Raw genomic sequence first — 24879 nt, 5'->3', positions numbered from 1 at the left:
TTAAATTTCCAAATACAATAGTTGTTAGTTAACAAAAACAACATCCATAATTAAGATGCACAGTAAATTGACCTCAAAGCAATAATTCTTAAGTATTATGGAATTAAAATTACGGATAATAACAAAACGATTTTAAACACCCCTACACTACTCATGTCTAATTTATTTCCCATCGATACATATGTCATCAATAAGGTTGGAAAAGGTTATTAAAAAAGAATCTGAGAGGTTGTTTTTTAACTACAAAATTATTTTTTTGAAGTTTTTGTAAATAAAAGGAGGAAGAATCCATTTGCACATGAATTCTTCTTATTTACTGCTTTAACTTAGTGTAATCTGTATTGACCTGTTAACTGTTCTTCAGCCATTCGAACTAAGCGTTTTGTAATTTCTCCACCAACCGAACCATTTGCACGTGATGATGTATCAGGTCCTAGTGTGACTCCGAATTCACGAGCAATTTCATACTTCATTTGCTCAATAGCACTTGCAGCAGCAGAAATAAGAATTTCATTTGTATTACTTTCGTGTCTTTGAATATTCATAATTGCACCTCCACTATATTTGTATATAACATGTGCTTAATTATGATATTTATACGTAAGTAAACTATTTTCTTCTAGTATTTTTTAGGAAAACTCTTTTTCTTTCTCTCTTTCCCATATTCCACTAACTGAATTTGAAACACATCTGAATCCTGAATTCCTAACACATTCATTTCTTCTCTAAATGAACGCCAGGACTCTACCTTTATTGAATTTTCTTGGCCATTTCTTAATGTGTAGATTCTTGAGTAACTCTAACTCGATAATCAACCCTCCTCACACGTTAAATAATGTACATTTAATTATGTAAAAAAGACATAATTAAATATTTTTTTATGAAAGTTTCACACCAGCATATCCGCAAATGAAGTACCCACATTATTCTTCCGTTTCATATGCTTCTCTAAATAGATTTTTGTTGTTTGGATATTTTCATGCCCAAGCGTTTGCATTAAATGATATAAATCCGCATTTCCTTGTTCAACTGCCATGATTGCAAAAGCATGACGGAATGTATGTGCCGTTACAGGATTTTCACGATACTTTAGAAAATCTAAATTTGTCTTTTTTATCATATCTGTTACCTGATTTGATAACGTTTTTGGATTATAAAAATTTCCTCTTTGATTTACGAATAAAGGACATTCATCTCCCCGATCCAATATAGTTTGGAATCCTCTTCTCCGTCTCATTTCGCTAATACATTGGTATAAATATTCAGGAATGAAAAGTTCACGCACTTTATCCCCTTTTCCCTTGACCCTTAGCCAATACTTTCCGTCATAATGTAAATCTTTCACTCTCGCGGTGCACAATTCTTGAATTCTTGCACCGGTACTTGCCAGAGCTAGTAAAATTGCATAGTTTACTACATGCCCTCTTTCTTTATAAAATCCTAGAATTTTCATCACTTCATCATAAGAAAGGTCTCGATTCGGCCGATCTTGTTCATTTACATTAGCGCGCTGCAGTTCTTCATGAAGAGGCTTTTCAATATAAGAAAATACATGAAGATGTTTTAGAAAAGAACGAATGAGTACTGTTTTCTTCGCAAGTGTTGCGACCGCATATGTGCTACCGTTCCTACCGTTCTCTACCTGCTTCAACCAAGCATTATATTTACGAATATGCCAAGGCTGTAATGTTTTCAATAACGAGTCATTTTGCTGAACCTCTTCCCCATTCAATTCGAATTCTTCCGCATGCTGCACCATGCACTGACAAAATGACAAGATTTCAGATATATAACTCTTTTTCGTATCCTCTTTTCTATTTTTGTTCTCATCCATATCTTTTTGTAAATGTACGAAATGATAAATGACTTCCAGGTCACTTAAATATGTAGATAGCTATAATTGGTACAATTTAGGTACGTATGCCTTTGATGGAAACAAAGACACATTTTGGCATACAAACTGGAGCCCGGTGGCTCCAATGCCGCACGAGATTCAAATTGATTTAGGTGCAACCTATAACCTCTCCAAATTTAGCTATCTGCCAAGGCAAGATGGCCAAATCAACGGAACGATTAAGGACTATGAGTTTTACGTTAGTAGTGATGGAGTGAATTTGGGAACAGCTGTATCCATAGGTGCTTTTGCCAATAATACTAATTTGAAAGAAATCAGCTTTGCAAACAAGACAGGTCGTTATATTAGAATACGTGCATTAAGCGAGGTGAACAATAATCCATGGACAAGTGCGGCTGAAATCAATGTATTTGGAGTGGCTCAATAATATATTTGTGAGGATATCTATTTAAATCATTGACACGCTATTTCAGAAGGTTATCATCCGCTGAGAGTTTCGTTCAGCCTTTGATAACCTCCTTATTTTTCCAATATGTAAAAACACACAGATTGATAACATTGAATTGCTTAGCTTAGCCTAAATTTAAAACTTGTTAGGGTCTATTTATTGTATTAGCTATTCTTGCTCCGAAAGGAAATACAGCGAAAAAAATCACTTTTGCTATGTTAATTATTTTAGGTATTTTAATTGCTTGCGCATTAATTATTGGTGCTATTATCGGCGCAGGGTTAGCTAAATCACAGCTACAGCATTTGAAATAATTTTATTTCTAAAAATCAAATATTGGGGTTTTTTTGTTTATTTTAAAATATGGGTTTGTAAGGTATTTTTGATCAAACGTTATTTTAAAAATAAAACCAACGATTTCTTCATATTACTTATTATCCATTATCGGCTGGACCCTCTCCTGTATTTTCATCATTACTTGGTTGCGTTGGCGTTCCATGGCCATCCCCATTGTTTGGCGGCGTTGTATTTCCTTCTCCATTACCATTGTTTGGTGGTGTTGTATTTCCTTGACCACTACCATTGTTTTGCGGTGTTGTATTTCCTTGACCACTACCATTGTTTGGTGGTGGTGTATTTCCTTCTCCACTACCACTGTTTGGCTCATTTTGCTCTTCTGGTTTCTTTAATTCCTCTTGTTTCTTTTGCTTTTCTTTTTGCTTATTTTGATTATTATTACTATGCTGTTCAGTCGTATTTGGTATTTTCGTATTTGGAGGAGAATCACGCTTCTCACCTTTAATACGTAATTCGCTACCTTCTTGAACTACACTGTTCGGCATTTTAAATTGTGACTTATCTGTAGCGAAATTGCTCATCATTTCTTTAAATATCAATTGAGCAATTTTCGTATTTTTACTACTAATATAATCATCTTTACTATCTTTTGTATATCCAGTCCATACTGCCATCGTATATTGTGGTGTATAACCAGCAAACCAACTATCACGAGTTGCACTTTCTGGTAGATTATATTGTGCTATTTGTTCTAAAGAATAGTTTGTAGTCCCTGTTTTACCCGCTACATCCAAAGAACCTATATTAGCTGCTGTACCCAATCCAGATGAAACAAAAGTACGAAGCATATCAGTAATCATATATGCTGTAGAATCCTTCATAACTCGTTTTGGCTTTTGCTCAAAGCTTTTTGATTTACCATCTGGATAAACGACTTTCTTAACAAAATGCGGCTTCGTATACTTACCATCATTACCAAATGCCGCATAAGCACCTGCAATTTCAGTTGGTGACGCTTCATTTGTACCAATCGCTGTTGATTCCGTCGGTGCTACATTAAATTTAATACCTAGCTTTTCAGAGAAAGCTTTTGATTTATTAATTCCTACTTCTTTTGCAGTTTTAATAGCCGGGATATTTCGTGACGTTTTCAATGCATCTCGCATTGTAACTGGTCCTAAATGCTTTCTATCTGCATTTCTAACTTCTTGTCCTGTTGAATACTTAAATGGAGAGTCATCAATTTGATGGTAAGTAGCCCATTTTAAATATTCAATTGCAGGAGCGTAATCAAAAATTGGTTTCATCGTTGAACCTGCTGAGCGATTTAATTCAATCGCTATATTATGCCCTTTAAATACAGCTTTATTTTCACCACGTCCGCTACCAATTGCACGAACTTCTCCAGTTTTCGTATCCATAAATGTGAAAGCCCCTTGGAATTTCTCATTTGGATAATTAATAATATTTTCATCTAAAAGCTTGTCCGCAAAATCCTGTGCCTTTGGATCCAATGTTGTATAAAATTCTAAACCGTCAGATCCAATATTAGTATCTGGCAACTCTTTTTCAACTTCTTTCACAACCGCATCCATAAACGCGGGATATGGCATTTCTTTTTGTTCAGTTACTTTCTTAAGTCCATCTGTTACTGGAATTTTTGATGCGTCTTCCATTTCCTTTGTTGTAATATAACCATGTCGATTCATTAATTGAAGTACAACATTTCTTCTTTCTGTTGCTTTTTTGATATTTTGTTCTTTCGTTGGATCATAGTTATTAGGCGCTTTCATTAAACCGGCAAGCATCGCGACTTCTGGTAGTGTTAAATCTTTCAATTCCTTACCATAGTAATTTTGTACTGCTGTTGCGATTCCGTATGAACGGTTGCCTAAGTAAACTTTATTTAAATACATTTCTAAAATTTCATGTTTTGAATACTGTTGTTCTAGCTTATACGCTAAATAAATTTCTTGCACCTTTCTCTTTGACGTTTTTTCCATTGATAAGAAGTAATTTTTAATAACTTGCTGAGTAATCGTACTTCCACCTTGAGAGCCGTAATCCCCTTTTAGGGTGACTAAAACTGCACGTGCAGTACCTTTAAAGTCTACGCCTCTATGCTCATAAAAACGTGCATCTTCTGCCGCTAAAAACGCATTTTCTACTAATTTAGGAATTTGATCATACATAATATTTGTTCGTTTTTCTTTCCCATATTCATATATCAATTTCCCATCTTTATTATAAATTTTTGAGGATAACGGATTAACAAGTTTTGTTTTCTCAAGTCTTGGCGCATCCTTGATCATAATGAAAAAGGTAGCAACCCCTGCGACTAACCCTACAATACCAAGTAGTAAGCAACTGATTAAAAATTTGCGAAACAACAATTTTTTACCTTGTTGTTTCTTTTTTTTAGAAGCTGGTTGTTCTTTCTTTTTAACTTGTCGCCGCTCCTCTCGAGAACGATAATTTTCTGACATGCTACTTTCTCCTGCCTTTCAACTCTCGCGTTGATTTACTTAAATTTATTGGGGTCACCTTCAGAAATATACTTGTATTTAAAAAGTTTGTTAACCGGAATCAGTAAATATTTTCCTAATCTATAGATTATAAAACTTAGATTAACTCTTAAACAAACCGTTCATTAGGTGATCGATAAGTAACTAGCCAGTATGTAACGGCGTCGATTTCATAGATACCCAGTCGAGCGTCAAACTTTTTCTCGAGTTGCGCGAATTCTCAATGAGACGCATGATTTGCATGTTTAGTTTTCTCTACTTTTTCTTTTGCTTCCACCTACAATGGTTCACCTGTAAAAAGTTTTACACTTGCAAGACTCAAACTTAGTATTCTAGTACAAATCCTTATTTTTAACATCCTTGTACTTTTCAAGATAATCAGTCCTTTCATATTTTGCAGTACTTAAAATAGATGTCAAACCAAATTCAGTGTATCAAGTTTGAGCACTACGTTTTTAGGATTACACTTAATAGACAATCTAAGTAATAAATTTGTTCCACTTTAAGATGCGGAACAAATTTGGGTTTGTATAATAACGGAACAGAAACGGTAACAGGGGTACGGCCCATGCCTATCAACTTAAGAAATCAATTGTTCTTAAAAACGAACCAAAATCTCATAACTAACAGTGAAGAGGTAAACTTTTCGTTATGGAGGGCTCTCAAAATATTAGCTTAATGGGTATGAGGTAATTTGTTATTTCTAGCATGCTGGGCATGTGATGCTACCCCGATAAAGTAGTGTGAGTCTTGGCCAGAGTAAACTCACAGATTTGCCGTGTCACTGAAGGATAAAAACATGGGAGAAACTGTTTAACAGCTATCTCTTAGGCTTTTTTTGTTTTTTTTGGTAAGAATAAAATTGGAGGTGTCTTTTAAATGAATAAAGACTGGGTTAAAGTATTTGTTGCTGCTTTCTTTGAAATTTTTTGGGTAATTGGTTTAAAACATGCTGATGACTTTTGGACTTGGACGGGGACTATCATTGCTATATTTTTGAGCTTTTATTTAATGATTATGGCAGGAAGAATACTTCCCGTGGGAACTGTTTATGCTGTTTTTGTTGGATTAGGTACAGCTGGAACTGTCTTTTCTGAAATCTTGTTCTTTGGTGAACCATTTAAAATGGGTAAAGTACTCTTGATTTTATTTTTATTAGCTGGAGTAATTGGCTTGAAATTAGTTACAGATGACAAAGTTCAGGAAGGAGATGAATCCTAATGGCTTGGATTTCCTTAATTTTAGCAGGACTGTGTGAAATGTTTGGTGTTGCTATGATAAATAAATTGCATAAAGATCGAAATTGGCAATCATTATTTTTGTTAATTCTCGGATTTGGATTAAGTTTTATATTTCTTGCTTACGCAATGGAAACACTACCTATGGGGACAGCCTATGCAATTTGGACTGGAATTGGTGCGTCTGGTGGTGCAATTTTAGGCATGGTTTTTTATGGGGAATCAAAAGACTGGAAAAGACTTATTTTTATAGGTATGGTTTTAGGTGCTGCAATAGGTCTAAAACTCGTTTCATAAATGATTTTTTAGATTGTATGATGAAGAAGATAATCTGTTTTTATTAAGCAAATTATTTTCTTTATTTTTCATTCAACACAATCGACAGATTGTTGAATAACATGACTGTTGTTTTTCAAACAACTTTTTTACTACTTAACAAATACTTCGTTTTTATACCACTCGCTGGACTTTTCATGCAAAAAAGACGCTGAAATGCGCCTGATTGTGGAAAATCTTTTTAAAAATAAGCATGGCTTCTACTCCAGAAAGAATGGATGTAGCTGTGTCAAAAGATTTAAGGCCTAGCATAGAACGGATTCGCTTCTTTATAAAGCGATGATCTTGTTCTACTATGTTATTCAAGTACTTTTGTTGTCTAAGTCGCATACCGCTAGGTATGCTTTTTTCTTTTTTTAACTGTTCAATTGCTATCGGATAAGCTGGATTCTTATCGACTGTTATTACACGTGGCTTTGAAACATGAAAAGACCACAAAGCTTTCTTGAAAAAGCGCCTTGCAGCCTTATGATTTCTTGTTTTGCTTAGGAAAAAATCGATTGTGTTTCCGCTCGAATCAACAGCACGATACAGTTACATCCATTGACCTTTTACTTTGATATAGGTTTCATCGAATCTCCAAGAGTCATTTATTTGTTTGAGGTAACGTCGGATCCGTTTGTCCAATTCAGGACCATACTGATGAACCCAACGCATAATCGTTGTATGAGAAATGGATAAACCCCGTTCCTCCATCATTTCCGCCAAATCACGAAAACTTAGGTTGTACCGTAGGTACCATCTTACCGTTAATAAAATAATATCAGGCTGATAGTGCTTCCATTTGAACCAATTTTTCTTTTCCATACCGATTACACACCTTTTTAGAGTAATAGTATCAGTATGTCCAAGTTTTAGAGATTACTTGTAATTACCTTGAAGTTTTTGCACCAGAACCTTTTATTTCAATAAAAAAAGTTGAGGATTCCCCCAACTTTTTAATACATTTATTGTCTTATTAATCCTGTAGATGTAACCTGATATATTCTTTTCTTACCTATATATTCCTGTTTTCCATTCTCAAGGTTAGTTAAATTCGCTCGCGTTTTTTCCTTTACTGCTTCCCCTTCTATATGAGTAAATTCTATATAATCTCCCACTTTTATAGGCACTGTTTTGGTTTCAGCATTTTGTTGTCTATTTCCCACGATTTCCTTATTGTACATAACGCTACCGGATGAGTTCTGGACTTTAATACTTGCATATGTACTATTAAAGTACGAATGCGGTATGCCAGCTTCTAATTTTATTTTCAGCTCTTCTGCTGTTTTATTATAATCTACTTTTGCAATTTCTCGATCACTATATCCTTTTAAGGACCATGCAAATTGTTTTCCGTCTAAAATTGTTGTCTCTGGCATTTTTTCTACTTTTTTTAAGCCCTCTGTTGTAACCTGATACCTTGCTGTCTTTCCAATAGTTTCATTTTTGTTATTTTCAAGATTCGTTAATGTTGCGCGTGTCTTTTCATTTACTGTGTCTCCTTCTATATGAGTTAATTCAATGTAATCTCCCACTTTTACAGACACAGTTTGGGTTTCGGCATTTTGTTGTCTATTCCCTACGATTTCCTTATTGCATATAACGCTACCGGATGAGTTTTGGACTTTAATACTCGCATATGTACTATTGAAGTATGAATGCGGTATACCAACTTCTAATTTTATTTTTAGCTCTTCTGACGTTTTGTTATAATCTACTTTTGCAATTTCTCGATTACTATATCCTTTTAAGGACCATACAAATTGATTTCCATCTAAAATTGTTGCTTCTGGCATTTTTTCTACTTTCTTCAGACCTTCTTTTGTAATTTCGTACATGGCTTTTTTTCCAAAGCTCTCTTGTTTACTGTTGTCTACATTTTTGAAAGTAGCTCTATTCACACCCTCTAAGTGTGTCAACTCAATATAATCGCCTACTTTGACTGGAACTTTTTGCGATTCAGCATTTTGTTGTTTGTTTCCATAAATATCTTTATTGTATACTACTCTTCCTGATGCATTTTGTACTTTAATACTCGCATATGTTTCATTAAAATAATGATGCGGTACGCCTGCTTTTAAGTCAATTTGCATTTCTTCTTTCGACTTATTGAAATTGATTTTAGCAAACTCGAAATCACTAATTCCTTTTAGGGACCATGCAAATTGATTCCCTACTAAAATATCAGAATTTCCATTTGTAATTGCTACTTTTTTCTCTACAGTTCGATCAAATATATCTGTTAATGTAATTTTAGCATAAGCTGTTTGAGGCAATTGCATAGTTTGACTTACCTCAGTTTGATAGGACTTAATATTGTCGATTACTTTCAAAGCTTGTCCCGTTAACTTTTCATTGTCATAGATTTCAATTTTCCCTTTAAACTGGGGAGTACTTTGTTCTTTCAATTTCCAAGACACATTTAATTTTTCATTTTCAAAACGAATATTTTGAATATCAAAATCCAAATTTCCCATTTCTGGTTGACTAGGCTGATTTATATTAAAAGTCTTTCCAGTACCAATAGTTGATTGAGTATTTCCTCCCGCCTTAACCCATAGATATTCTGAAGTTGCTCCTCCATCGTATTGATAAGAGGTATCATGTTGCCCAGAGATACGCTGATTATTCCAAGAATTCCATTGTTTATCTGAAACTTTTCTGCTATAGCCATTTTTAAGGCGTGCTTCTCTTACATCTTGTCCATTACCAGCCCAGTCCTCTTGAAACATCGATAAACCATAGTTAAATGGAACATTCGCAACTGGATGATCCATAATAGCAACTAACTTCCATTGATTTAATTTATTATCTTTTATCCACTGGCCAAACTTTGTATGACCATCTTCTTGCCAAGAACGTAGTGTCATTCGATACCATTCACTATCTTTCCAATTATAAGTTGTTTGTACCTTCAAACCTGTTCCTTCTCCACCAAATCTACTGGCTTCTGAAGTCGGCGATAAATATTCAGCTTTAATTGCTTGGTTTGATGCTATTGGATCCCAAAGTGCAAAGTGAAGGGTACGTTTACCGGTTTGATCAAAACCGCTTTGTTGTTGGAAGCCAGCATAACCGCCACCCTCTCCTCCCTGATTCCAGTTATGTACAGCCCAATATGTATAAGGTGCCGTTTGGATTGGTGACCAGTCTATGCTAATAATATCTGAAGCAGCAGTATTTTGTGGTGTTACATAAACTGATGGAGCATGCGATCGGATTGCTGCCTCTGTACTAGAAATTGGTGCTCCATACATTGACATCATGGTACAAGCCGCAGAAATCATAACAATCTTTTTGATTCTTCCATTTATTTTTACTTTAAACATAACTTCCTATCTCCTTTTAAATTATTTTAGTTACATTGAATAATAACGATATGCATACCATTAAACAAATTATGTAAAAAAATAACATTAGCTATATTACCTAGTTATGTTTAATGTTTTTTTCACTACTATTACTAATCAAATTATAGTATTTTGTTATAAAATGGTATGATTTAGGACTAGATATATACTAAAAATATTATAAAAATTCATAAATATGTAGTTTTAGATAGTTATGCTGAAAGACTCATTTAATAACTTTATTGATTTTTTGATAGATTTATGTCTAATTACTCACACTATTAAACATAAATTTGCTTACTGAAATAACATTATGTAAATTTCGAATGTGACAATTGGATAAAATAGCTTATCAATTTGCCAGTATCTTATCATTAGATTAAAAGAGCCCGCTAAAAAACGTAGACTCCTTTACTTACCTAAACATTACATTTATTGCAACCGACCAAAAAATTAACATTAGATTCTTCTGTTAGCTTATTTAATATTTAATGACGTAGATAATGTATTCCAGGGTCCATTTGTAGATGTGTTTTGATATTTAGATTGTCCATTTTGCTGTCCCGAGGCATCCCATTTATATTCCCATCCATCAACTGTTCTATCACCATTAATATCAGTCATCTTAGAATCTACTTTTTTTAGTTTTTGACCACTCATTTGAGCAATCGGATTTTTACCATATCCCATTTCATTTGTATAAATAGCTTCCTCCATGATCTTTAACTGTACTTAGATTATTAGGACCAATAAATTCAACTCCGCCTAATTGAGATTCAACTTTTACTACATTTAATGATTTTAATGGTGGGGCAGGTGCTGCGGAAACATCAGTCGCTAAGCCAACTGTTGCTCCCGCTACTAATGATGAAACTCCTAAAATCATTCTTTTTAGCATACTCTCATCCCCTTTCGATTTAATACAAATTGATTCTATCATACTAATTTCATACAATTCCTTCCCTTTAAAAGAGTTAACAAAAAGTACCTATTTACATATGAAATTGTGCATATTCATTGCTTTTTATCATTTATACATAACATTAATCCTACTACAGCATAATTAGTTCTCTACTCTAATTGACTTACCACCTTTGGACCCATTTCAAGTTGGCTGGTTCTGGTGCAAGAACTTAAGGACAATTGCAATGAATCTATAAACCTTGGACATACTGTTACTATTACTTTAGAAAGGGTGCGAGACAGGTATGATTTTAGGGGAATCCAATACTTTCTATTCAAATATAATAGAATGGAAATATATCCAAAACGGAGGAACAACAAATGAACTCAAACACAAAACAGTTTATTTATGATATCCAGCAAAGAAAGAACAATTATATAGAAAATGTATTAATAGCCATACAACACCCTAAAAAAGAGCAATCTGAACAGGTCATTCAAAATATAGTAGAGAAGATGGATATGATGATTAGTTTAGTTACTACTTACATGGCTATTGAATCAGAATCTATGAAAGAATTAAAAGAGCTTCAGGAAGAAATTATTCATGCTCAAACATATATTCAAAAACGAAAATTTGAAGAAACACAGAGATAAAACCCTGTGTTTTTATTTGGTCGTCTATGACGCCAATCTGTTATAAATCAAATTAGATGTAATTTGATCATTAGGGGATTACTTGCAAAGTTTGCACCAGAATCTGTAATGTCTAATTATATCCTTTCCATTCACAATCAAAATATAGGAATGATTTCTTTAACAATACACAGCATACTTTGATTTAAGAAAATACAGATACTCTATTCCGGCATCAGTAATCTTTGTACCGGCTCGCCCTCTTCCTTTTACGACAAATCCTTCACTTTCTAAAATATCCAGACGGCGACGGATTTGCTGAGGGGATAAAGCAAAGTCTGATTCTTTGCTTTTACTTGAAAGTAGATCTCTGCTTGCCGCCTTTCCTTTTTCGTTACATTGCTTGATTACTTCCAAGATAAAAACATGCTCCTTCATTTCCAGTATACTTCCACATATGGGATATTCGGATTTCACGCTGCCCCCCTCTTGTCCCAGCATGGACGGAAGATCTCCTTTCGTCACGATATTTCCCTCACAAATTGTCAGCATATAATCAATTGTGCTTTTTAATTCTCGTATATTTCCAGGCCATTCATATTGCATGAAATACTCCAGCACATCTTGTTCTATCTTTACCCATTTTCCGCTCTTTGTGATGAAATGCTTAATCAAAATTGGTATATCCGCTCTTCTCTCAATGAGTGGTGGAATACAGAGATTAAGTACATTCAACCGGTAAAATAAATCGACTTTGAATGAACCGGCCCTTATCTTTCCTTGAAGATCTTTATTTGTTGCGGTAATCACTCGAACATTGACAGGTATAATTCTTACACCACCGATTCTGCGGATTTCTCCCTCCTGCAGAACGCGCAGCAGATGTGATTGAACAGTAAGACTTATGTCCCCGATTTCATCCAAAAAGATAGTTCCGTTATCCGCTAATTCAAACAGACCTTTCTTGCCCCCCTTTTGTGCTCCTGTAAATGTCCCTTCTTCGTAACCAAACAATTCACTTTCAAGCAGGCTCTCTGTTAATGCGCTACAATTTACAGCCAGAAACGGTCCGTTTTTTCGCAATGAATGCTCATGAATAGCATGGGCAAACAGTTCTTTTCCTGTTCCTGTTTCACCCTGAATTAAAATCGGATGTTCCGATAAGGCAAGTTTCTTGGCGATTCGCTTACGCTCTTTCATTACAATATGTTCACCGATAATATCCTCAAATCCGTATTTTGTATGAAATCCTTTATTACGCATTTCTCTTTGCGCTGTTTTTTCAATTTCAAAGGCTTGATGTACACTCTTAAAAGTTGCGACAATTGTATTTTCTTGCATCATTTGCAAACGAAAAATTACGACATCCACGCCATCTATGTCGAAGAACTTGCTTTCATCCTTTCCATTCATGATGAAATCGGTAATATCCCGACGACTCATCACATGTTCTACATACTCATTAACCACATCTTGCGCCACAATATGAAACAATGCCGTAAGACGTTCATTGAATACCGTAATCCGCCCTTCCTGGTTAACGACTAATATTCCATCATCGACAGTTCCTAACACATTTTGGATGTGCTCACTCATCTGCTTAGCATCCCGCTCTGCATGTAATAACTTACGTTGTAATTCAATGATATTGCTAATATACCTTTCTGAAATCTTCGAGGATATATCCTTGCTCAAACCACAACATTCTACAACTTCCAGAATTGTTGTCATATCAAAAAGACGTACACCTATATCAATTACTTCTTTTATGTAAGAAGGGCACAGATGTGTTTCTCCTGGCGAAACAGCAATTCGAACATCATCATAAAACAATACCCCCTTCCGAAAAGGGATAAATTGAATATGATTTATACCAAGTTGATATAAGGATTCAATAAGATTTATTGTTGCATCATCATTATCATTCACCACTAGAACTGATGAATCTTCAGGTATTCTTAAAAGTTTATCAATGTATTCATGATGAACTGTTCTCTTTCCCACAATTATTTTCTCAGCATTCACGCTATACATACCATTTGTTTGATCATAAACAGAAGCTGATGAATACAAAATAATTGTATCTTCAAGAGACTGCGGTATTCCCTCATCCCCAGCATGGCTTTTAATATAAACATAGTCTCCAAGCAATTGTTCTAGTTGCTCCTGTAAGGCTTGCGTTGTTTTTGAGCTTCCAGCTATAAGTGTAAGTGAGGATTTTAACATTAAGACACCTGCCTATATTTAAATTGGTTCTATTATATCGCCAAAAAAGGACAATAAAAACCAAAATCTCTACTCTTGCCATAAAAATCTCCTTAAAAATCACACTATCAATATTGGCACACATATTGCATATATAAATTAATGAAGTGTCCGAGGTTATGAAAAGGAGGGAAACAGCAGAATACGAGAAAAGAACATGGTCTATTAGCGGTATTTTTGTAAGCGTTCTATTTCAATCCATTTATTTTAAATACAAAGGAGGAACACATATGAGCCAACTACAAGAACAGGCTGTTTCACTTGGAAAAAAAGAGAAAAAAATTAATGTTTTTGTATTGCTATTCGGCATTCTCGTAACAGCGACTCTATTAACTTATTTTTTACCGACCGGAGAATATGCACGGATTGAAGTGAATAACCGGACTACTGTAGACCCAAATTCTTTTAAATCAATAGAATCTGCTCCGGTCGGATTTTTCGATATGATAAAAGCTGTTCATACAGGAATGGTAGAAGCCGGCAATATTATATTTTTCTTATTGATTATCGGAGGATTTTTTGGTGTCTTAAGAGCAACTGGTACGGTTGATGTGCTTATCGCTACAATGGCTAGGAAGTTGTCGACGCGTGAAAAACTATTGATTCCTGTCGTGACGCTGTTCTTCGCTGTAGGTGGCTCTTTAATGGGGATGGCGGAAGAAACACTAGCTTATCTTCCTCTTATCATTCCACTGGCGTTGGCTCTGGGATTTGATGCAATTACAGGAACTGCTATCGTCATAGTAGGAGCATTGTCAGGGTTTACAACTGCCATCATGAATCCTTTCACAGTAGGGCTTGCACAAGGAATCGCAGAATTACCAATGTTCTCAGGCATAGTGTTTCGCCTTATTTTATTTATTATCATCTACCTTGTTTCTGTTCTTTATATCTATCGTTACGCAATGAAGGTAAAGAAAGATCCTTCTATTGGTATCTATGGAAAATATACAAAAGAAGAAGCGGAAAAATTACTGCAATCAAGTGAGAAGTTAACAGGAAGACATAAGTTCATCTTAGGAGCTTTTGTAATTAATTATATCGTTTTGGCGTTTGGTGTAATCAAATTCGAATGGTACATTACAGAAATTTCATCTTTATTCCTTTTATTGACAATAATGATTGGGATCATCGGAAAACTATCTGCAGATCAGATTGTTAACTCCTTTATAAACGGCTCTGCATCCTTGCTCGGTGGTGCCTTGATTATCGGTGTATCGCGCGCCATTCTTGTTGTATTAAATGAAGGGCATATCGTTGACCCTATGCTGCATCAATTATCTGTATCAATCAAGCATATTCCGGACTATTTAAGCGTTGTTGGCATGTACAATTTCCAAGCTCTTATTCATTTTGTTCTAGCATCTGGCACGGGTCATGCGATGCTGACAATGCCGATTATGGTGCCACTTGCAGACTTATTGGGTATTACACGCCAAACTGCAGTTTTATCGTTCTCTTTTGCTGACGGAATCGGAAATATGATTTTTCCGACCGCTACGACCTTAATGGCAGGCTTGGCGATTGCAGGAATTTCTTGGACAAAGTGGGCAAAGTGGATTCTGCCACTTGTATTCATTCACTATCTCATCGGATTAGTAGCGGTTATCATAGCTCACTTCATAGGATATGGTCCATTCTGATATAAAACGAAAAGTATTGACAGGAGGAGAAAAGAATTGATTACCTTAATAAAAAATGGAGAAGTATACGCACCCAACTACCTAGGACGGAAAGACATATTAATTGCAGATGATAAAATCGCATTCATAGATGATAGAATCGCAATTCCTAACAACTTTGCTCCTATTCTAGTCATTGATGCGGCAAATCTTTTGGTTGTTCCAGGATTTATCGATTCACACGTTCATATTATTGGTGGAGGCGGAGAAGGCGGATTCAAAACCCGCACACCTGAGCTGATGCTTACTGATATTACAACTGCAGGTATTACAACACTAGTCGGTTTACTCGGTACTGACGGGACAACACGTAAAATGGAAAGTCTGCTTGCCAAGGCGCGGGCACTTGAAGAAGAGGGAGTTTCTTGTTTCATTCACACAGGCTCCTATCAAGTGCCAGTAAAAACGCTGACGGGAAAAATCGAAGATGATATTATTTTAATTGACAAAATTATTGGTGTTGGAGAGATTGCTATCTCCGACCATAGATCATCAGAACCTACATTTGAGGAAATAGTTAAAGTCGCCACTGCCGCACGCAATGGCGGTATTCTGTCAGGAAAAGCTGGCATAATAGAAGTTCATGTAGGGGACGGAGAAGGAAAACTTTCATTGTTACATGAAATTGCAGATAAAACCAACATTCCAATTCGGCACTTCCATCCAACACATATAAACCGAAACGAAGAATTATTTAGGGCGGGTATTGATTACGCAAAGCGAGGCGGTTACGTAGACTTTACCACAAGTACTACTCCTCAATTTTTGGAGGACGGGGAAGTGAAATGCAGTGAGGCATTACGTATAATGCTTGAAGATGGGGTCCCAGTCGGACACATCACCTTCTCCTCAGATGGACAAGCCAGCCTCCCCTTCTTTGACAACAATGGGGAGTATGCAGGCCTTCAAGTCGGAAAAGTATCTTCGCTATTTCACGAAGTACGAGAATCTGTTTTAGTGGAAGGTATTCCGTTAGAAACGGCACTAGAAGTCATTACCACGAATCCCGCACAATTGCTGAAACTTTCAAGTAAGGGCTGTATCCAAACCGGGAAGGATGCTGACATCGTATTGTTGGAAAAAGAAACGTTGGACATTCACAGCGTCATTGCAAAAGGAAAGTTTATGGTAGAAAATAAAGTTTCGATAGTGAAGGGAACATTTGAATAAGAAAGATAAGAAGCTTCTATTACAAAAATCATTTAAAGACACTAGAAGAATATGAGACTTATACAAATGAATAGTATATAAACTTAAGACCACCGGTTTAAAAAATCAGTGGTCTTTTATTTAGAGAAGAATTTAGCTAATTAATTTCATGTTTTGAATACAAAGCGATTGCAACCAATGGTTTTAGCAATTAATATTTCTTGTTTCTTATTTAGGTAGATATGAAATTTATATGCCTTACTTACTAACATAGGGTGCACCTCACCTTTTTATACGATATCTACAGTATTAAAAAAACGTAGGCTTACGCCTACTGATATTCATCTCCCACCTAAAATTAGTGTTTCACACCTTTATATTTTTGAGGAAGGAGTTTTCGGTCTTGGATTATTTCGTTTTCATTAGCTTGATAGTGATGTTTCCGTATCCCCTAAAAATAGAAAAAGAAGATTGAGACATCTCATCTTTTTTTCAGGCAGAGTTAGAGAAAGCATTTTATTGGATAAAATGCTTTCTCTAAGAACTAGCTCTGCAAAAATCGCTGTATTTCTATTTCTGGTAATCCTGTAAGCTTTGCAATGTCTTCTACAGACACACCATTTTTATGCATGCCTCGAATGAGTTGCATCTTTCCTTGCTCAACCCCTTGTTCAATTCCCTTTTTAATTCCTTGTTGTTCTGCATGAGCAAATTTTGCTGCCTCATCCATTAAGGCCTTTTCTCTTGCTTCATATGCTTGACGGAAAGAAGAATCTTGACTCATACGTTCCCATTTATTCATTGCTTTTTGTAAAATCGGATCTCGGTTCATGGCAATATCCTCCAATGTTTGTGTGAGATGTTCATCTTCATTCGCAGGTAATAATAATAACCAACGAACAAACGAATCTTCCCCCGGATTGACTTTCTCTTCGCGCCATTGCTGCATCAACTTGGGAATCTCTACTATATGAACTTCTATATCATCACTTAATAGCTTAGTCGCTCACAACAAGAGAGGATAGCATTTACATTTTGCTTATTTATTTTACCACTTGAACAGATACTGGTTTCCAGCCCTGATTCTCTACCCAATCAATATCAACCTTATATTTTTTATTACTTTGCTTATCTCGTACATTACCGTAGGCTTTATTTTCACCATTATTTCCAATAAAATCAAAAATCAATTGACCCTCTGGAACATCAACAGCATAAGAAATTGCTTTTTTCATCTCATTCCAATCTACTGTTCCTTCTTTAAATTTCATTGCAGGTTTTGCTCCTTGCTCTGTACCAATTGGCTTCCAAGAAGGATTAGTTTGAGAACCCTTTTCTTGAGATGCCGTTTTTTCTACCTCTTTATTTTCATTTTCGCTCGTTTTTACCGATTTTTCTGCTTTTTGTTTCTCTTCTAACAGTGCTGCTTCTCTCTCTTCACGTTTCTTCTCTTCTAACAGTGCTGCTTCTCTCTCCTCACGTTCCTTCTCTTCTAACTGCGCTGCTTCTTTCACTTCACGTTTCTTCTCTTCTAACTGCGCTGCTTCTTTCTCTTTATGTTTCTTCTCTTCTATCTTTGTTGCTTTCTTTTCTTGAGCAATTGCTTTCTTTGATGTATCAGAAGGGGAAAACAACTGGTATGTCACTATACCAACTGTCACTAATACCAAAGTAAATGCAATATTAAAAATCACCTTTTTACGACGATTTTGTTGTTTTTCTTGAAACCTGCTTCCTTGTCCCATTTTTTAAACCTCCGAGTTTATTTTCTCTTCTAATCTTTATGCATTATCCTTATAATTCTTAATATTTTCATTAAACAATGGAAATGAATTACAATTCCCATACAAGATTTCATATCATAATAAAATTTGTGTTGTTTCAAGCATCTGACATATGTTATTCAAAAATATTTTAATACATTATAAATTGATAAGCATCTGTTCGTAAGAAACCTTCCATTTTATTCAAAGGTGATTCCAATTACGTCCACATTAGATCTCCTGTAGAAATCTTTTTAACAATTAAGCCCCTTCTTCCCTTATTTATAATTTTCAAATTAAACTGCCCTCTATGGTACAATAAAGATGTGTTGTTTTCTACTGGGGTATGTCGTAAAATCAAAAGGGATTTTATCTCTTTTACCTTTTTTTCAGAGTAACTTTCACCACTAGGAGACTCTATTATTCCTAATGTAATCTTTAATTCGCTTTCATCAAAAATCCAATCTTTATTAAGTTCCCTTATCTTTTGTATAAAGCTTCTTTTGGTTTTTCCTATATAGATCAATGTTTCATTCTTAGCATATACTCTAGAGATTGCAAATATTCCCTTCTTAAAAGCTTCTTCTCTATTATAAAAATCATTTAAACTATACAATCCATACCATTTAATATGTACTGTTTCTATTAACCTCACCTCATTTTTATGATAATATTATAATTTCTGAATGTTCAAATTATTATGGATACATAGCCTTGATTACTTGAATTATAAATAGTGCTTTTCAATAATACATTTTATTATTACTAATTTCAATAATGAATATGTACATATTCATTATTGAATGGCTGCAAAAAAACATGGGAATTTAATTCAAGCCCTATATCAAAATGAAAATAAAAAACACCTGTGATATACACAAAGTGCTTTTCTCTTGTCAATTTATCTATTCTATTTTCTTTTTATAACCCAAACTCCTTCGAATCGTACTTGTCTAGAGTTTGCTGCAATTCATTTTTTTCATATGGAATATGTTTATCTGTCTGTATATCTTCAACATTTTCTCCACCCGCTAATAATCTCCTGTACTTAAAAGAGTGCCCTGTTAATAATGGTGTAATTATGGTGTATGGCCCTCCTTTTGTTTGATTACTTGTATCATAAAACAAGTATCTGAAGCTGATATGTGGTCTACTTTACTGATAAAAATAACAAATAAAAAAGAAACCTGCATGTTCGTTATAGTGATTTTCATGTTATATATACTCATATAAATTCATTAATATGCAATATTACATATTAGGTTCCTGTATCTTCATGATATTGATGTATTTATGATACTTTTATCTTCATATTTAGAAAGGAATACTATTGTACGTTGAAAAGGCGGAGTCTCTTTGAAGACTTCGCCGTTGTTTATATAGGGCATGAATGGTCTCGATACCTTTTATCGTACGTGAAGCATGACGAAGATTTTGAAATCCTGCAGATTTGGCAAAACGTCTCTTGACATGCCTATGAACCTGGTCAATAAGATGGCTAAAATTTTTGATTCTACAATGGATTGTAGTTTGATAAACCGAGAGACCCTTTAGAATAGAAATCACTTTTGACACAAAACAATGATTTTATATGGTGTAGTTTGAGCTGGTATACTCATTGTTGTAAAACTATAAATAGCTATTAAATTTCGATTTACAAGATTACCTGTAAAGAATTGACCATTTGTTAATAAAATTTGAGTAGAAGGAGAAATATTTAATTTTAATTTCCCATCACTACTCTCCAACTGTTCATTAAAATAGTCTACTTTTACATTTTGATGCGGTGTATATTTTGCCATAACAATCGCTTGAAATTGTGGTGGGAAAATAAGAGGAGCAGGAGCGTTGGCATCGTAAAACCCAGTTACTTTATCTCCTACTACTACCGTTGCATAGTCGATAAAATACGTATTTGGTTTCACTACAAAATTTATTAGATTCCCATAACCATTATCTACGGACATTAATTTATTACATCCTATATCTTCGTTTGACCCTGTTACAAAATCGTTAATCATAGTTATTGTACCATCAAATGATTGAAATTTTTTCATTCAAATACCTCTTTTGTTTATATAATTAAACCCCTATCGTTACTCTATAATTTTTAAAAACATGTAAATGAAATAATCCTTCTCGTATCAATTCCAAAAATAACCCAAAACCTACCGTTCCATCTAAAACCAGCAACAGAGCGTGGTCCTACAAAAATTGGGAAATACCAAAATTGTTCACCATTACTAAGCCATATATAAGTATTTCGAAATAAACATAATGAAATTGCTCCTGGATCAACAGCAAATGGTGAAGCTGTTGATTGTTGAGGAATAAATGATGGGGGGGAGATGTTGGAGCTTGTGAGCTTTGCTGTCCTGGAATACTTGGTACGCCCGGAAATCCTGGTACACCCGGAAATCCTGGCATTCCAGGTATACCTGGAATCTGAGGACCAGAGAATTGACGATCGAAGTATTGATCATAATTTATATAAGGATAATATATTGACTCATTATACATTTAAAAACCACCTCTTTCTTTTTAAAACCCTCTAAATTATTAATATGTAATGTTGTTCGTATAGGAAGCTTATTCGCTTCCTATACGAACAATATTTTAAACAGGAAAGTATACCTATACCCTTTTTTTCGGTATGGGGTAATGGAAATTCCAGTGTCATCTTTGCTACTACACCCTGTTACCAATCAAACATGCACAATGTAGAAATGAATCATAAAAATTTCTTCATCGTATGCCTCCCTCTCTTCTTGTTTTTCTTCCCCTACATCATAACGGGATTGGGATCATTATTGGAAAAACGATCGATTTCTATGATTTAGCAAAGATTTATGTATAAATCCATTGCTTAACTCCTCCACTCTTTCAAACGGGCTTTTTATGATATGTATGCAGGATTCCCCCTTACATGTAACGAAACCCCAATAGGGAAACATTCCACTAATTACCATACCCATTTCATACCATTACATTTTGGAGGTTAAACAGGATGAAAAAAAAGAAGTTACAAAAATCAGCACTTTCTTTTACCCTACTCTTTTCTTTAGGTGTTTCTTCTTTTCCGCTTACAACAGCTATTCATGGGGATACACAAGGGGCACAAACTGCAGAAAAGAAACAAGTCTCATTAACGGAGCGTACGTCTTTATTTTTTGCATATCTCCAACAAGGTAAATATGCAGAGGCACTCCAGTTGACGTCTGCAGCTTTTCAATCCAAGTTTACGGCAAACATATTACAAAGCTGGTGGACACAAAGTGGCGGGAGCAGGATTACAAGTATCGGAACACCTTATTAATGTTCACATAAAAAAACGTAGAGGAATCCCCTACGTTTTTCACTCACTCCTATTTTCAATATTTTTCAATGCAAATTTCACTGGAAGTTTCTTTGATTTGATAACTACCAGATAAAAGCTTCCTTGTCTAACTAATCAGCAAAAAAACTTGTAGGAATCATTATCTAGAGTTTTATTTTTCTCTATCGATTTAACCTCTCGACAGCTTCCGCGCTTGTATCTACACGTTTAACGAAAAAAACTAATAGCAGTGCAACAACATTCATGCCAAGCGCTACATAGAATGAATATTGAATTCCCGATAATAAAGCCTTCTGAGTTAATACTGCCTTCGTAGCTTCTGTGAAGGTCGTTGGATCTACATCCGACATTAGACTTTCAGCTTTTGTTGTTGTTACAGAATTCATAATCGTAACAAGAATAGCAGTACCAATCGAACCGGACACTTGTTGAGCTGTATTATTAACAGCCGTACCGTGCGGATTTAAGCGAGTTGGCAATTGATTAAGGCCATTTGTCATAAGTGGCATCATCACCATTGCCATCCCAAACATCCGCAGTGTGTAAATAAGAATAATATGTGTGTGACTAGAGTCAATTTGCAGGTTTGCCAACATATAAGTTGAAACAGCTGTAATGGAAAGTCCTACTATGCCAAGAATCCGAGGGCCATATTTATCAAATAGTTTACCTGTAATTGGTGACATAACCCCCATTATTACCGCACCTGGAAGCATCATCAGCCCAGAGTTCAGCGGCGAAATACCACGGACGTTTTGTACATAAGCTGGTGTTAAAATCATACCCGAAAACATGGCCACCGCGTTGACAATTGCAATTACAGACGCAAGTGCAAACATTGGGTACTTGTAAACACGTAAATCCAATAACGGCTCATTCATTTTTAATTGACGGATAATGAAAGTAATTAGGGCAATAGCGCCTATGATTAAGGTTGTTAAGACAACTTTATTCGTCCAACCATCGGAGCTTGCAGAACTGAATCCATATAACAAACCGCCAAAACCGACAGAAGATAATAGTAATGAGAGATAATCAAGTTTTGCATTTTTGTTTTGTCTCATGACGTTCTCAGATTTCCAAATCCCTAACAGTAAACTAATGATTGCTAACGGTAAAATCATTTCAAAAAGCAAACGCCAGTCATAATACTCTACAATATAACCTGATAGTGTCGGTCCAATTGCTGGAGCTGTAATCATAACTAATCCAAAAATCCCCATTGCCGTTCCCCTTTTTTCTCTTGGAAAGCTTACTAGCATAATATTCATTAACAAAGGCCCCATGACTGAAGAACCTGCTGCTTGAACCATCCGGCCAGTAAGTAATAAACTAAAGTTCGGTGCTAAAGCCGCTAAGGCCGTACCAAGAATAAAAATCACCATAGATGTAATAAATAAGCTCCTATTGGAGAAGCGGGTTATTAAAAATGCTGATGCCGGAATTAATATACCACTTACAAGCATATACCCTGTAGAAAGCCACTGGATCGTTGAATAATCTTTAATGTCTAAATCCTTCATTATTGATGGCAAGGCTACATTTAAAAGCGAGTTGTTTAGAAATGAAACAAATGCCCCAATAAAAAGGATTACAAGCATTAAATATGGTGGTTTTCTTTTATGTAATGTTTCACTCATATATTTATTTGCCCCTTCATTATAAATTTCATTGATTAGTTTAAATCGTTTGCATATCTGCACAAGAATACATTATCCTTGCAGTATTTTGCCAAACTCTTCGAATGGATATTCTCTTTTTAGCAATTCTACTTGCTCAACATAACATTTTAAAATCTTTTTTATTGATTAAACCTTTATAAACATTTAAATAAGATTTTGAATGAATATATAAACACGTTTGTTAACGGAAATTAAATTAGGCCTGAAATAAACAAAAGGAGCAACTGAAAATCCTCTTCTAAAATAAAGTGAAACTTTAATCAGTGGGACTTTTACAGGCAGTCCCCCCAAACTTCTTTGCTTTCGCTGAATTTTGAGGCGGGGGTCTTACTGCCCACAAATAGCGGGATAAATCAACAAGACCACGCACCCATTCCTTTAAATACGGGCTTGTAGATCTAGTTATGTAACTATCCATAAAAAGGAATATTACATAGGCTAAGTCTAACATTACATTTTTAAAGTGAGGGGAATAAGCGTATGCACCAATATTGGTATTTGAATTCAAAGGGAAACGGGGAACAATATAATAACCAAATTTCAATGGCATCATTATATTCACAGCTCCAAATAACTAAAGCTGAGGGAATGAATGGTTTGAAGATTCCTGGGAATTGGAGTTATCGAGTCTATCCAGTTGGTTGGGATTCATCAGCCGATTATACGGGTTTCAATCCCCAGCCCTCCCCCTTCTCTTGGGGCCAGCCAAACAATTATGCGGGGATGATGCCCCAAGGACATCCTGCTAATTCGGCTCCATTATCAGGCCATGCAGGTTTCAATTTTCAAAAACCCCCCTTCCCTTGGGCTCAACCATTCAATCATACAGGGATGTTCGCACAAGGGCATCTTGCCGCTTTACTATCGCCGCCAGCCAAGGCTTTTAACTTTAGTACCAATAACTCGGGTGTTTTTGGAAACCCTCCAGGATGGGGAGGACAGGTAAATCCCATGGGATGGGGTGGTTCATGGCCCCCAATGGGATGGGGGAATAACGGAGGTAACGGTCAGGCAGGAATGCTTGGAAACTTACTTACAGTAGGAAAAGGCACCATGAATGGAATAGGAATGCTTAGTAGTCTAATCGGTATGGGGAAGTTCTTCTTTTAGTTAATTAGAACGGGAGGATAGGTCCATAGCCCAGACTTAAAAATCATTTCCTTTTCCATTGATTTAATCTTCTCAAACATGCCCCCTCAATGTATTTATTGTATGCTTCCAATACTCCCTCCAAGTTCGTTTCCTCGTCTTTCAAATTATAAAAACATCTGTTACCTTGTATCTGATAAGGGATAGTTGAAGGTGATTGCATCTGTTAGCTTAATAGAGATGTGGTCGCACCAACAAAACGCGAATTTCGTACGCTAAGATTCTTTCAACATAAAGATTGTTGATAACTTGTACGTGTCAGTAATACCATCTAGCTGTAGA

15 protein-coding genes and 10 pseudogenes are annotated in these 24879 nt (G+C 35.3%); 8 read left to right on the top strand and 17 right to left on the bottom strand.

Translation table 11 applies throughout. From position 1 onward, the window contains the following. Nucleotides 1-326 precede the first annotated feature (326 nt). Nucleotides 327-545, bottom strand: coding sequence for an alpha/beta-type small acid-soluble spore protein (locus tag JFU20_RS26770; RefSeq protein ID WP_002165449.1), 219 nt, complete (start codon nucleotides 543-545; stop codon nucleotides 327-329). 344 nt (nucleotides 546-889) lie between these two features. Next, nucleotides 890-1888 (bottom strand): annotated as a pseudogene (locus JFU20_RS26765) (tyrosine-type recombinase/integrase); the annotation flags it as partial. Here JFU20_RS26765 and JFU20_RS26760 point away from each other — a divergent pair. Next, nucleotides 1866-2282: pseudogene (locus JFU20_RS26760) on the top strand (discoidin domain-containing protein); the annotation flags it as partial. The pseudogenes JFU20_RS26765 and JFU20_RS26760 sit on opposite strands and share 23 nt — an antisense overlap. A gap of 455 nt (nucleotides 2283-2737) precedes the next feature. Here JFU20_RS26760 and JFU20_RS26755 read toward each other — a convergent pair. Beyond that, the gene (locus JFU20_RS26755; RefSeq protein ID WP_201039088.1) at nucleotides 2738-5086 is read right to left on the bottom strand and encodes a transglycosylase domain-containing protein; all 2349 of its coding nucleotides are present in this window, start codon (nucleotides 5084-5086) and stop codon (nucleotides 2738-2740) included. A gap of 154 nt (nucleotides 5087-5240) precedes the next feature. Next, nucleotides 5241-5516, bottom strand: a pseudogene (locus tag JFU20_RS30275) (class A beta-lactamase); the annotation flags it as partial. Between the two features lie 488 nt (nucleotides 5517-6004). Here JFU20_RS30275 and JFU20_RS26750 point away from each other — a divergent pair. After that, a complete protein-coding gene (locus JFU20_RS26750; RefSeq protein WP_002017146.1) occupies nucleotides 6005-6346 on the top strand; it encodes a DMT family transporter in 342 nt (113 codons plus the stop codon). Continuing rightward, nucleotides 6346-6660, top strand: a complete 315-nt coding sequence (locus JFU20_RS26745; protein ID WP_000312326.1) for a DMT family transporter — start codon at nucleotides 6346-6348, stop codon at nucleotides 6658-6660. The genes JFU20_RS26750 and JFU20_RS26745 overlap by 1 nt, the downstream gene beginning before the upstream one ends. 174 nt (nucleotides 6661-6834) lie before the next feature. On the opposite strand, the pseudogene JFU20_RS26740 reads toward JFU20_RS26745, so the two are convergent. The 3 genes and pseudogenes from JFU20_RS26740 to JFU20_RS26730 all read right to left on the bottom strand — a co-directional run bounded on the left by JFU20_RS26740 (nucleotide 6835) and on the right by JFU20_RS26730 (nucleotide 10971). Continuing rightward, nucleotides 6835-7506, bottom strand: a pseudogene (locus tag JFU20_RS26740) (IS6 family transposase). Nucleotides 7507-7646: 140 nt separating this feature from the next. Then, a complete protein-coding gene (locus JFU20_RS26735; protein ID WP_002165443.1) occupies nucleotides 7647-10010 on the bottom strand; it encodes a putative mucin/carbohydrate-binding domain-containing protein in 2364 nt (787 codons plus the stop codon). A 498-nt stretch (nucleotides 10011-10508) separates the two neighbouring features. Continuing rightward, nucleotides 10509-10971, bottom strand: a pseudogene (locus tag JFU20_RS26730) (DUF4879 domain-containing protein). A 344-nt stretch (nucleotides 10972-11315) separates the two neighbouring features. Here JFU20_RS26730 and JFU20_RS26725 point away from each other — a divergent pair. Then, a complete protein-coding gene (locus JFU20_RS26725) occupies nucleotides 11316-11591 on the top strand; it encodes a hypothetical protein (protein WP_002016676.1) in 276 nt (91 codons plus the stop codon). Nucleotides 11592-11750: 159 nt separating this feature from the next. On the opposite strand, the gene JFU20_RS26720 is transcribed toward JFU20_RS26725, so the two are convergent. Beyond that, nucleotides 11751-13796, bottom strand: a complete 2046-nt coding sequence (locus JFU20_RS26720; protein WP_201039087.1) for a sigma 54-interacting transcriptional regulator — start codon at nucleotides 13794-13796, stop codon at nucleotides 11751-11753. 269 nt (nucleotides 13797-14065) lie between these two features. Between JFU20_RS26720 and JFU20_RS26715 the strand changes: the two genes are divergently transcribed. Both JFU20_RS26715 and iadA read left to right on the top strand, forming a co-directional pair. Then, complete coding sequence (locus JFU20_RS26715; RefSeq protein ID WP_033716058.1) at nucleotides 14066-15478, top strand: YfcC family protein; 1413 nt, start codon at nucleotides 14066-14068, stop codon at nucleotides 15476-15478. A gap of 36 nt (nucleotides 15479-15514) precedes the next feature. Next, nucleotides 15515-16687 carry a beta-aspartyl-peptidase gene (iadA, locus tag JFU20_RS26710; protein ID WP_002016680.1) on the top strand — a complete coding sequence of 391 codons (1173 nt, stop codon included), beginning with the start codon at nucleotides 15515-15517 and terminating at the stop codon, nucleotides 16685-16687. 155 nt (nucleotides 16688-16842) lie between these two features. Here the strand turns inward: iadA and JFU20_RS26705 are convergent. The 8 genes and pseudogenes from JFU20_RS26705 to JFU20_RS26670 all read right to left on the bottom strand — a co-directional run. Further along, nucleotides 16843-16938 (bottom strand): annotated as a pseudogene (locus JFU20_RS26705) (helix-turn-helix domain-containing protein); the annotation flags it as partial. Nucleotides 16939-17210: 272 nt separating this feature from the next. Next, nucleotides 17211-17666 (bottom strand): annotated as a pseudogene (locus JFU20_RS26700) (Rpn family recombination-promoting nuclease/putative transposase); the annotation flags it as partial. A gap of 43 nt (nucleotides 17667-17709) precedes the next feature. Further along, nucleotides 17710-18411 carry a YrrS family protein gene (locus tag JFU20_RS26695; RefSeq protein WP_002013688.1) on the bottom strand — a complete coding sequence of 234 codons (702 nt, stop codon included), beginning with the start codon at nucleotides 18409-18411 and terminating at the stop codon, nucleotides 17710-17712. A gap of 238 nt (nucleotides 18412-18649) precedes the next feature. After that, the gene (locus JFU20_RS26690) at nucleotides 18650-19084 is read right to left on the bottom strand and encodes a hypothetical protein (protein ID WP_002013690.1); all 435 of its coding nucleotides are present in this window, start codon (nucleotides 19082-19084) and stop codon (nucleotides 18650-18652) included. 266 nt (nucleotides 19085-19350) lie between these two features. Continuing rightward, a complete protein-coding gene (locus JFU20_RS26685) occupies nucleotides 19351-19557 on the bottom strand; it encodes a histidine kinase (protein ID WP_201039252.1) in 207 nt (68 codons plus the stop codon). Between the two features lie 186 nt (nucleotides 19558-19743). Then, nucleotides 19744-19968 (bottom strand): annotated as a pseudogene (locus tag JFU20_RS26680) (DDE-type integrase/transposase/recombinase); the annotation flags it as partial. 23 nt (nucleotides 19969-19991) lie between these two features. Further along, nucleotides 19992-20486, bottom strand: coding sequence for a hypothetical protein (locus JFU20_RS26675; protein WP_002013693.1), 495 nt, complete (start codon nucleotides 20484-20486; stop codon nucleotides 19992-19994). A gap of 53 nt (nucleotides 20487-20539) precedes the next feature. Then, nucleotides 20540-20949 (bottom strand): annotated as a pseudogene (locus tag JFU20_RS26670) (collagen-like protein). A 487-nt stretch (nucleotides 20950-21436) separates the two neighbouring features. On the opposite strand from JFU20_RS26670, the pseudogene JFU20_RS26665 reads away from it, so the two are divergent. Continuing rightward, nucleotides 21437-21739, top strand: a pseudogene (locus JFU20_RS26665) (hydrolase); the annotation flags it as partial. A 188-nt stretch (nucleotides 21740-21927) separates the two neighbouring features. Here the strand turns inward: JFU20_RS26665 and JFU20_RS26660 are convergent. After that, nucleotides 21928-23406, bottom strand: coding sequence for a DHA2 family efflux MFS transporter permease subunit (locus JFU20_RS26660; protein ID WP_002013698.1), 1479 nt, complete (start codon nucleotides 23404-23406; stop codon nucleotides 21928-21930). A 522-nt stretch (nucleotides 23407-23928) separates the two neighbouring features. Here JFU20_RS26660 and JFU20_RS26655 point away from each other — a divergent pair. Then, on the top strand, nucleotides 23929-24558 hold the full coding sequence (locus JFU20_RS26655) for a hypothetical protein (protein ID WP_002013699.1): 630 nt from the start codon (nucleotides 23929-23931) through the stop codon (nucleotides 24556-24558). Nucleotides 24559-24879: the final 321 nt, after the last annotated feature.

This window comes from Bacillus sp. TH30 (genome assembly GCF_016650875.1).
Lineage (GTDB): Bacteria > Bacillota > Bacilli > Bacillales > Bacillaceae_G > Bacillus_A > Bacillus_A mycoides.
Note: the sequence above shows the minus strand (reverse complement) of the source record. Positions and strands in the feature narration are given on the sequence as shown.

Bases quoted from the DNA above. Each gene is read 5' to 3' on its own strand.
- JFU20_RS26770 (WP_002165449.1), bottom strand. From the start codon at position 545: ATGAATATTCAAAGACACGAAAGTAATACAAATGAAATTCTTATTTCT.
- JFU20_RS26750 (WP_002017146.1), top strand. From the start codon at position 6,005: ATGAATAAAGACTGGGTTAAAGTATTTGTTGCTGCTTTCTTTGAAATT.
- JFU20_RS26675 (WP_002013693.1), bottom strand. From the start codon at position 20,486: ATGAAAAAATTTCAATCATTTGATGGTACAATAACTATGATTAACGAT.
- JFU20_RS26655 (WP_002013699.1), top strand. From the start codon at position 23,929: ATGCACCAATATTGGTATTTGAATTCAAAGGGAAACGGGGAACAATAT.
- JFU20_RS26745 (WP_000312326.1), top strand. From the start codon at position 6,346: ATGGCTTGGATTTCCTTAATTTTAGCAGGACTGTGTGAAATGTTTGGT.
- JFU20_RS26715 (WP_033716058.1), top strand. From the start codon at position 14,066: ATGAGCCAACTACAAGAACAGGCTGTTTCACTTGGAAAAAAAGAGAAA.
- JFU20_RS26725 (WP_002016676.1), top strand. From the start codon at position 11,316: ATGAACTCAAACACAAAACAGTTTATTTATGATATCCAGCAAAGAAAG.
- JFU20_RS26695 (WP_002013688.1), bottom strand. From the start codon at position 18,411: ATGGGACAAGGAAGCAGGTTTCAAGAAAAACAACAAAATCGTCGTAAA.
- JFU20_RS26660 (WP_002013698.1), bottom strand. From the start codon at position 23,406: ATGAGTGAAACATTACATAAAAGAAAACCACCATATTTAATGCTTGTA.
- JFU20_RS26755 (WP_201039088.1), bottom strand. From the start codon at position 5,086: ATGTCAGAAAATTATCGTTCTCGAGAGGAGCGGCGACAAGTTAAAAAG.
- JFU20_RS26735 (WP_002165443.1), bottom strand. From the start codon at position 10,010: ATGTTTAAAGTAAAAATAAATGGAAGAATCAAAAAGATTGTTATGATT.
- JFU20_RS26720 (WP_201039087.1), bottom strand. From the start codon at position 13,796: ATGTTAAAATCCTCACTTACACTTATAGCTGGAAGCTCAAAAACAACG.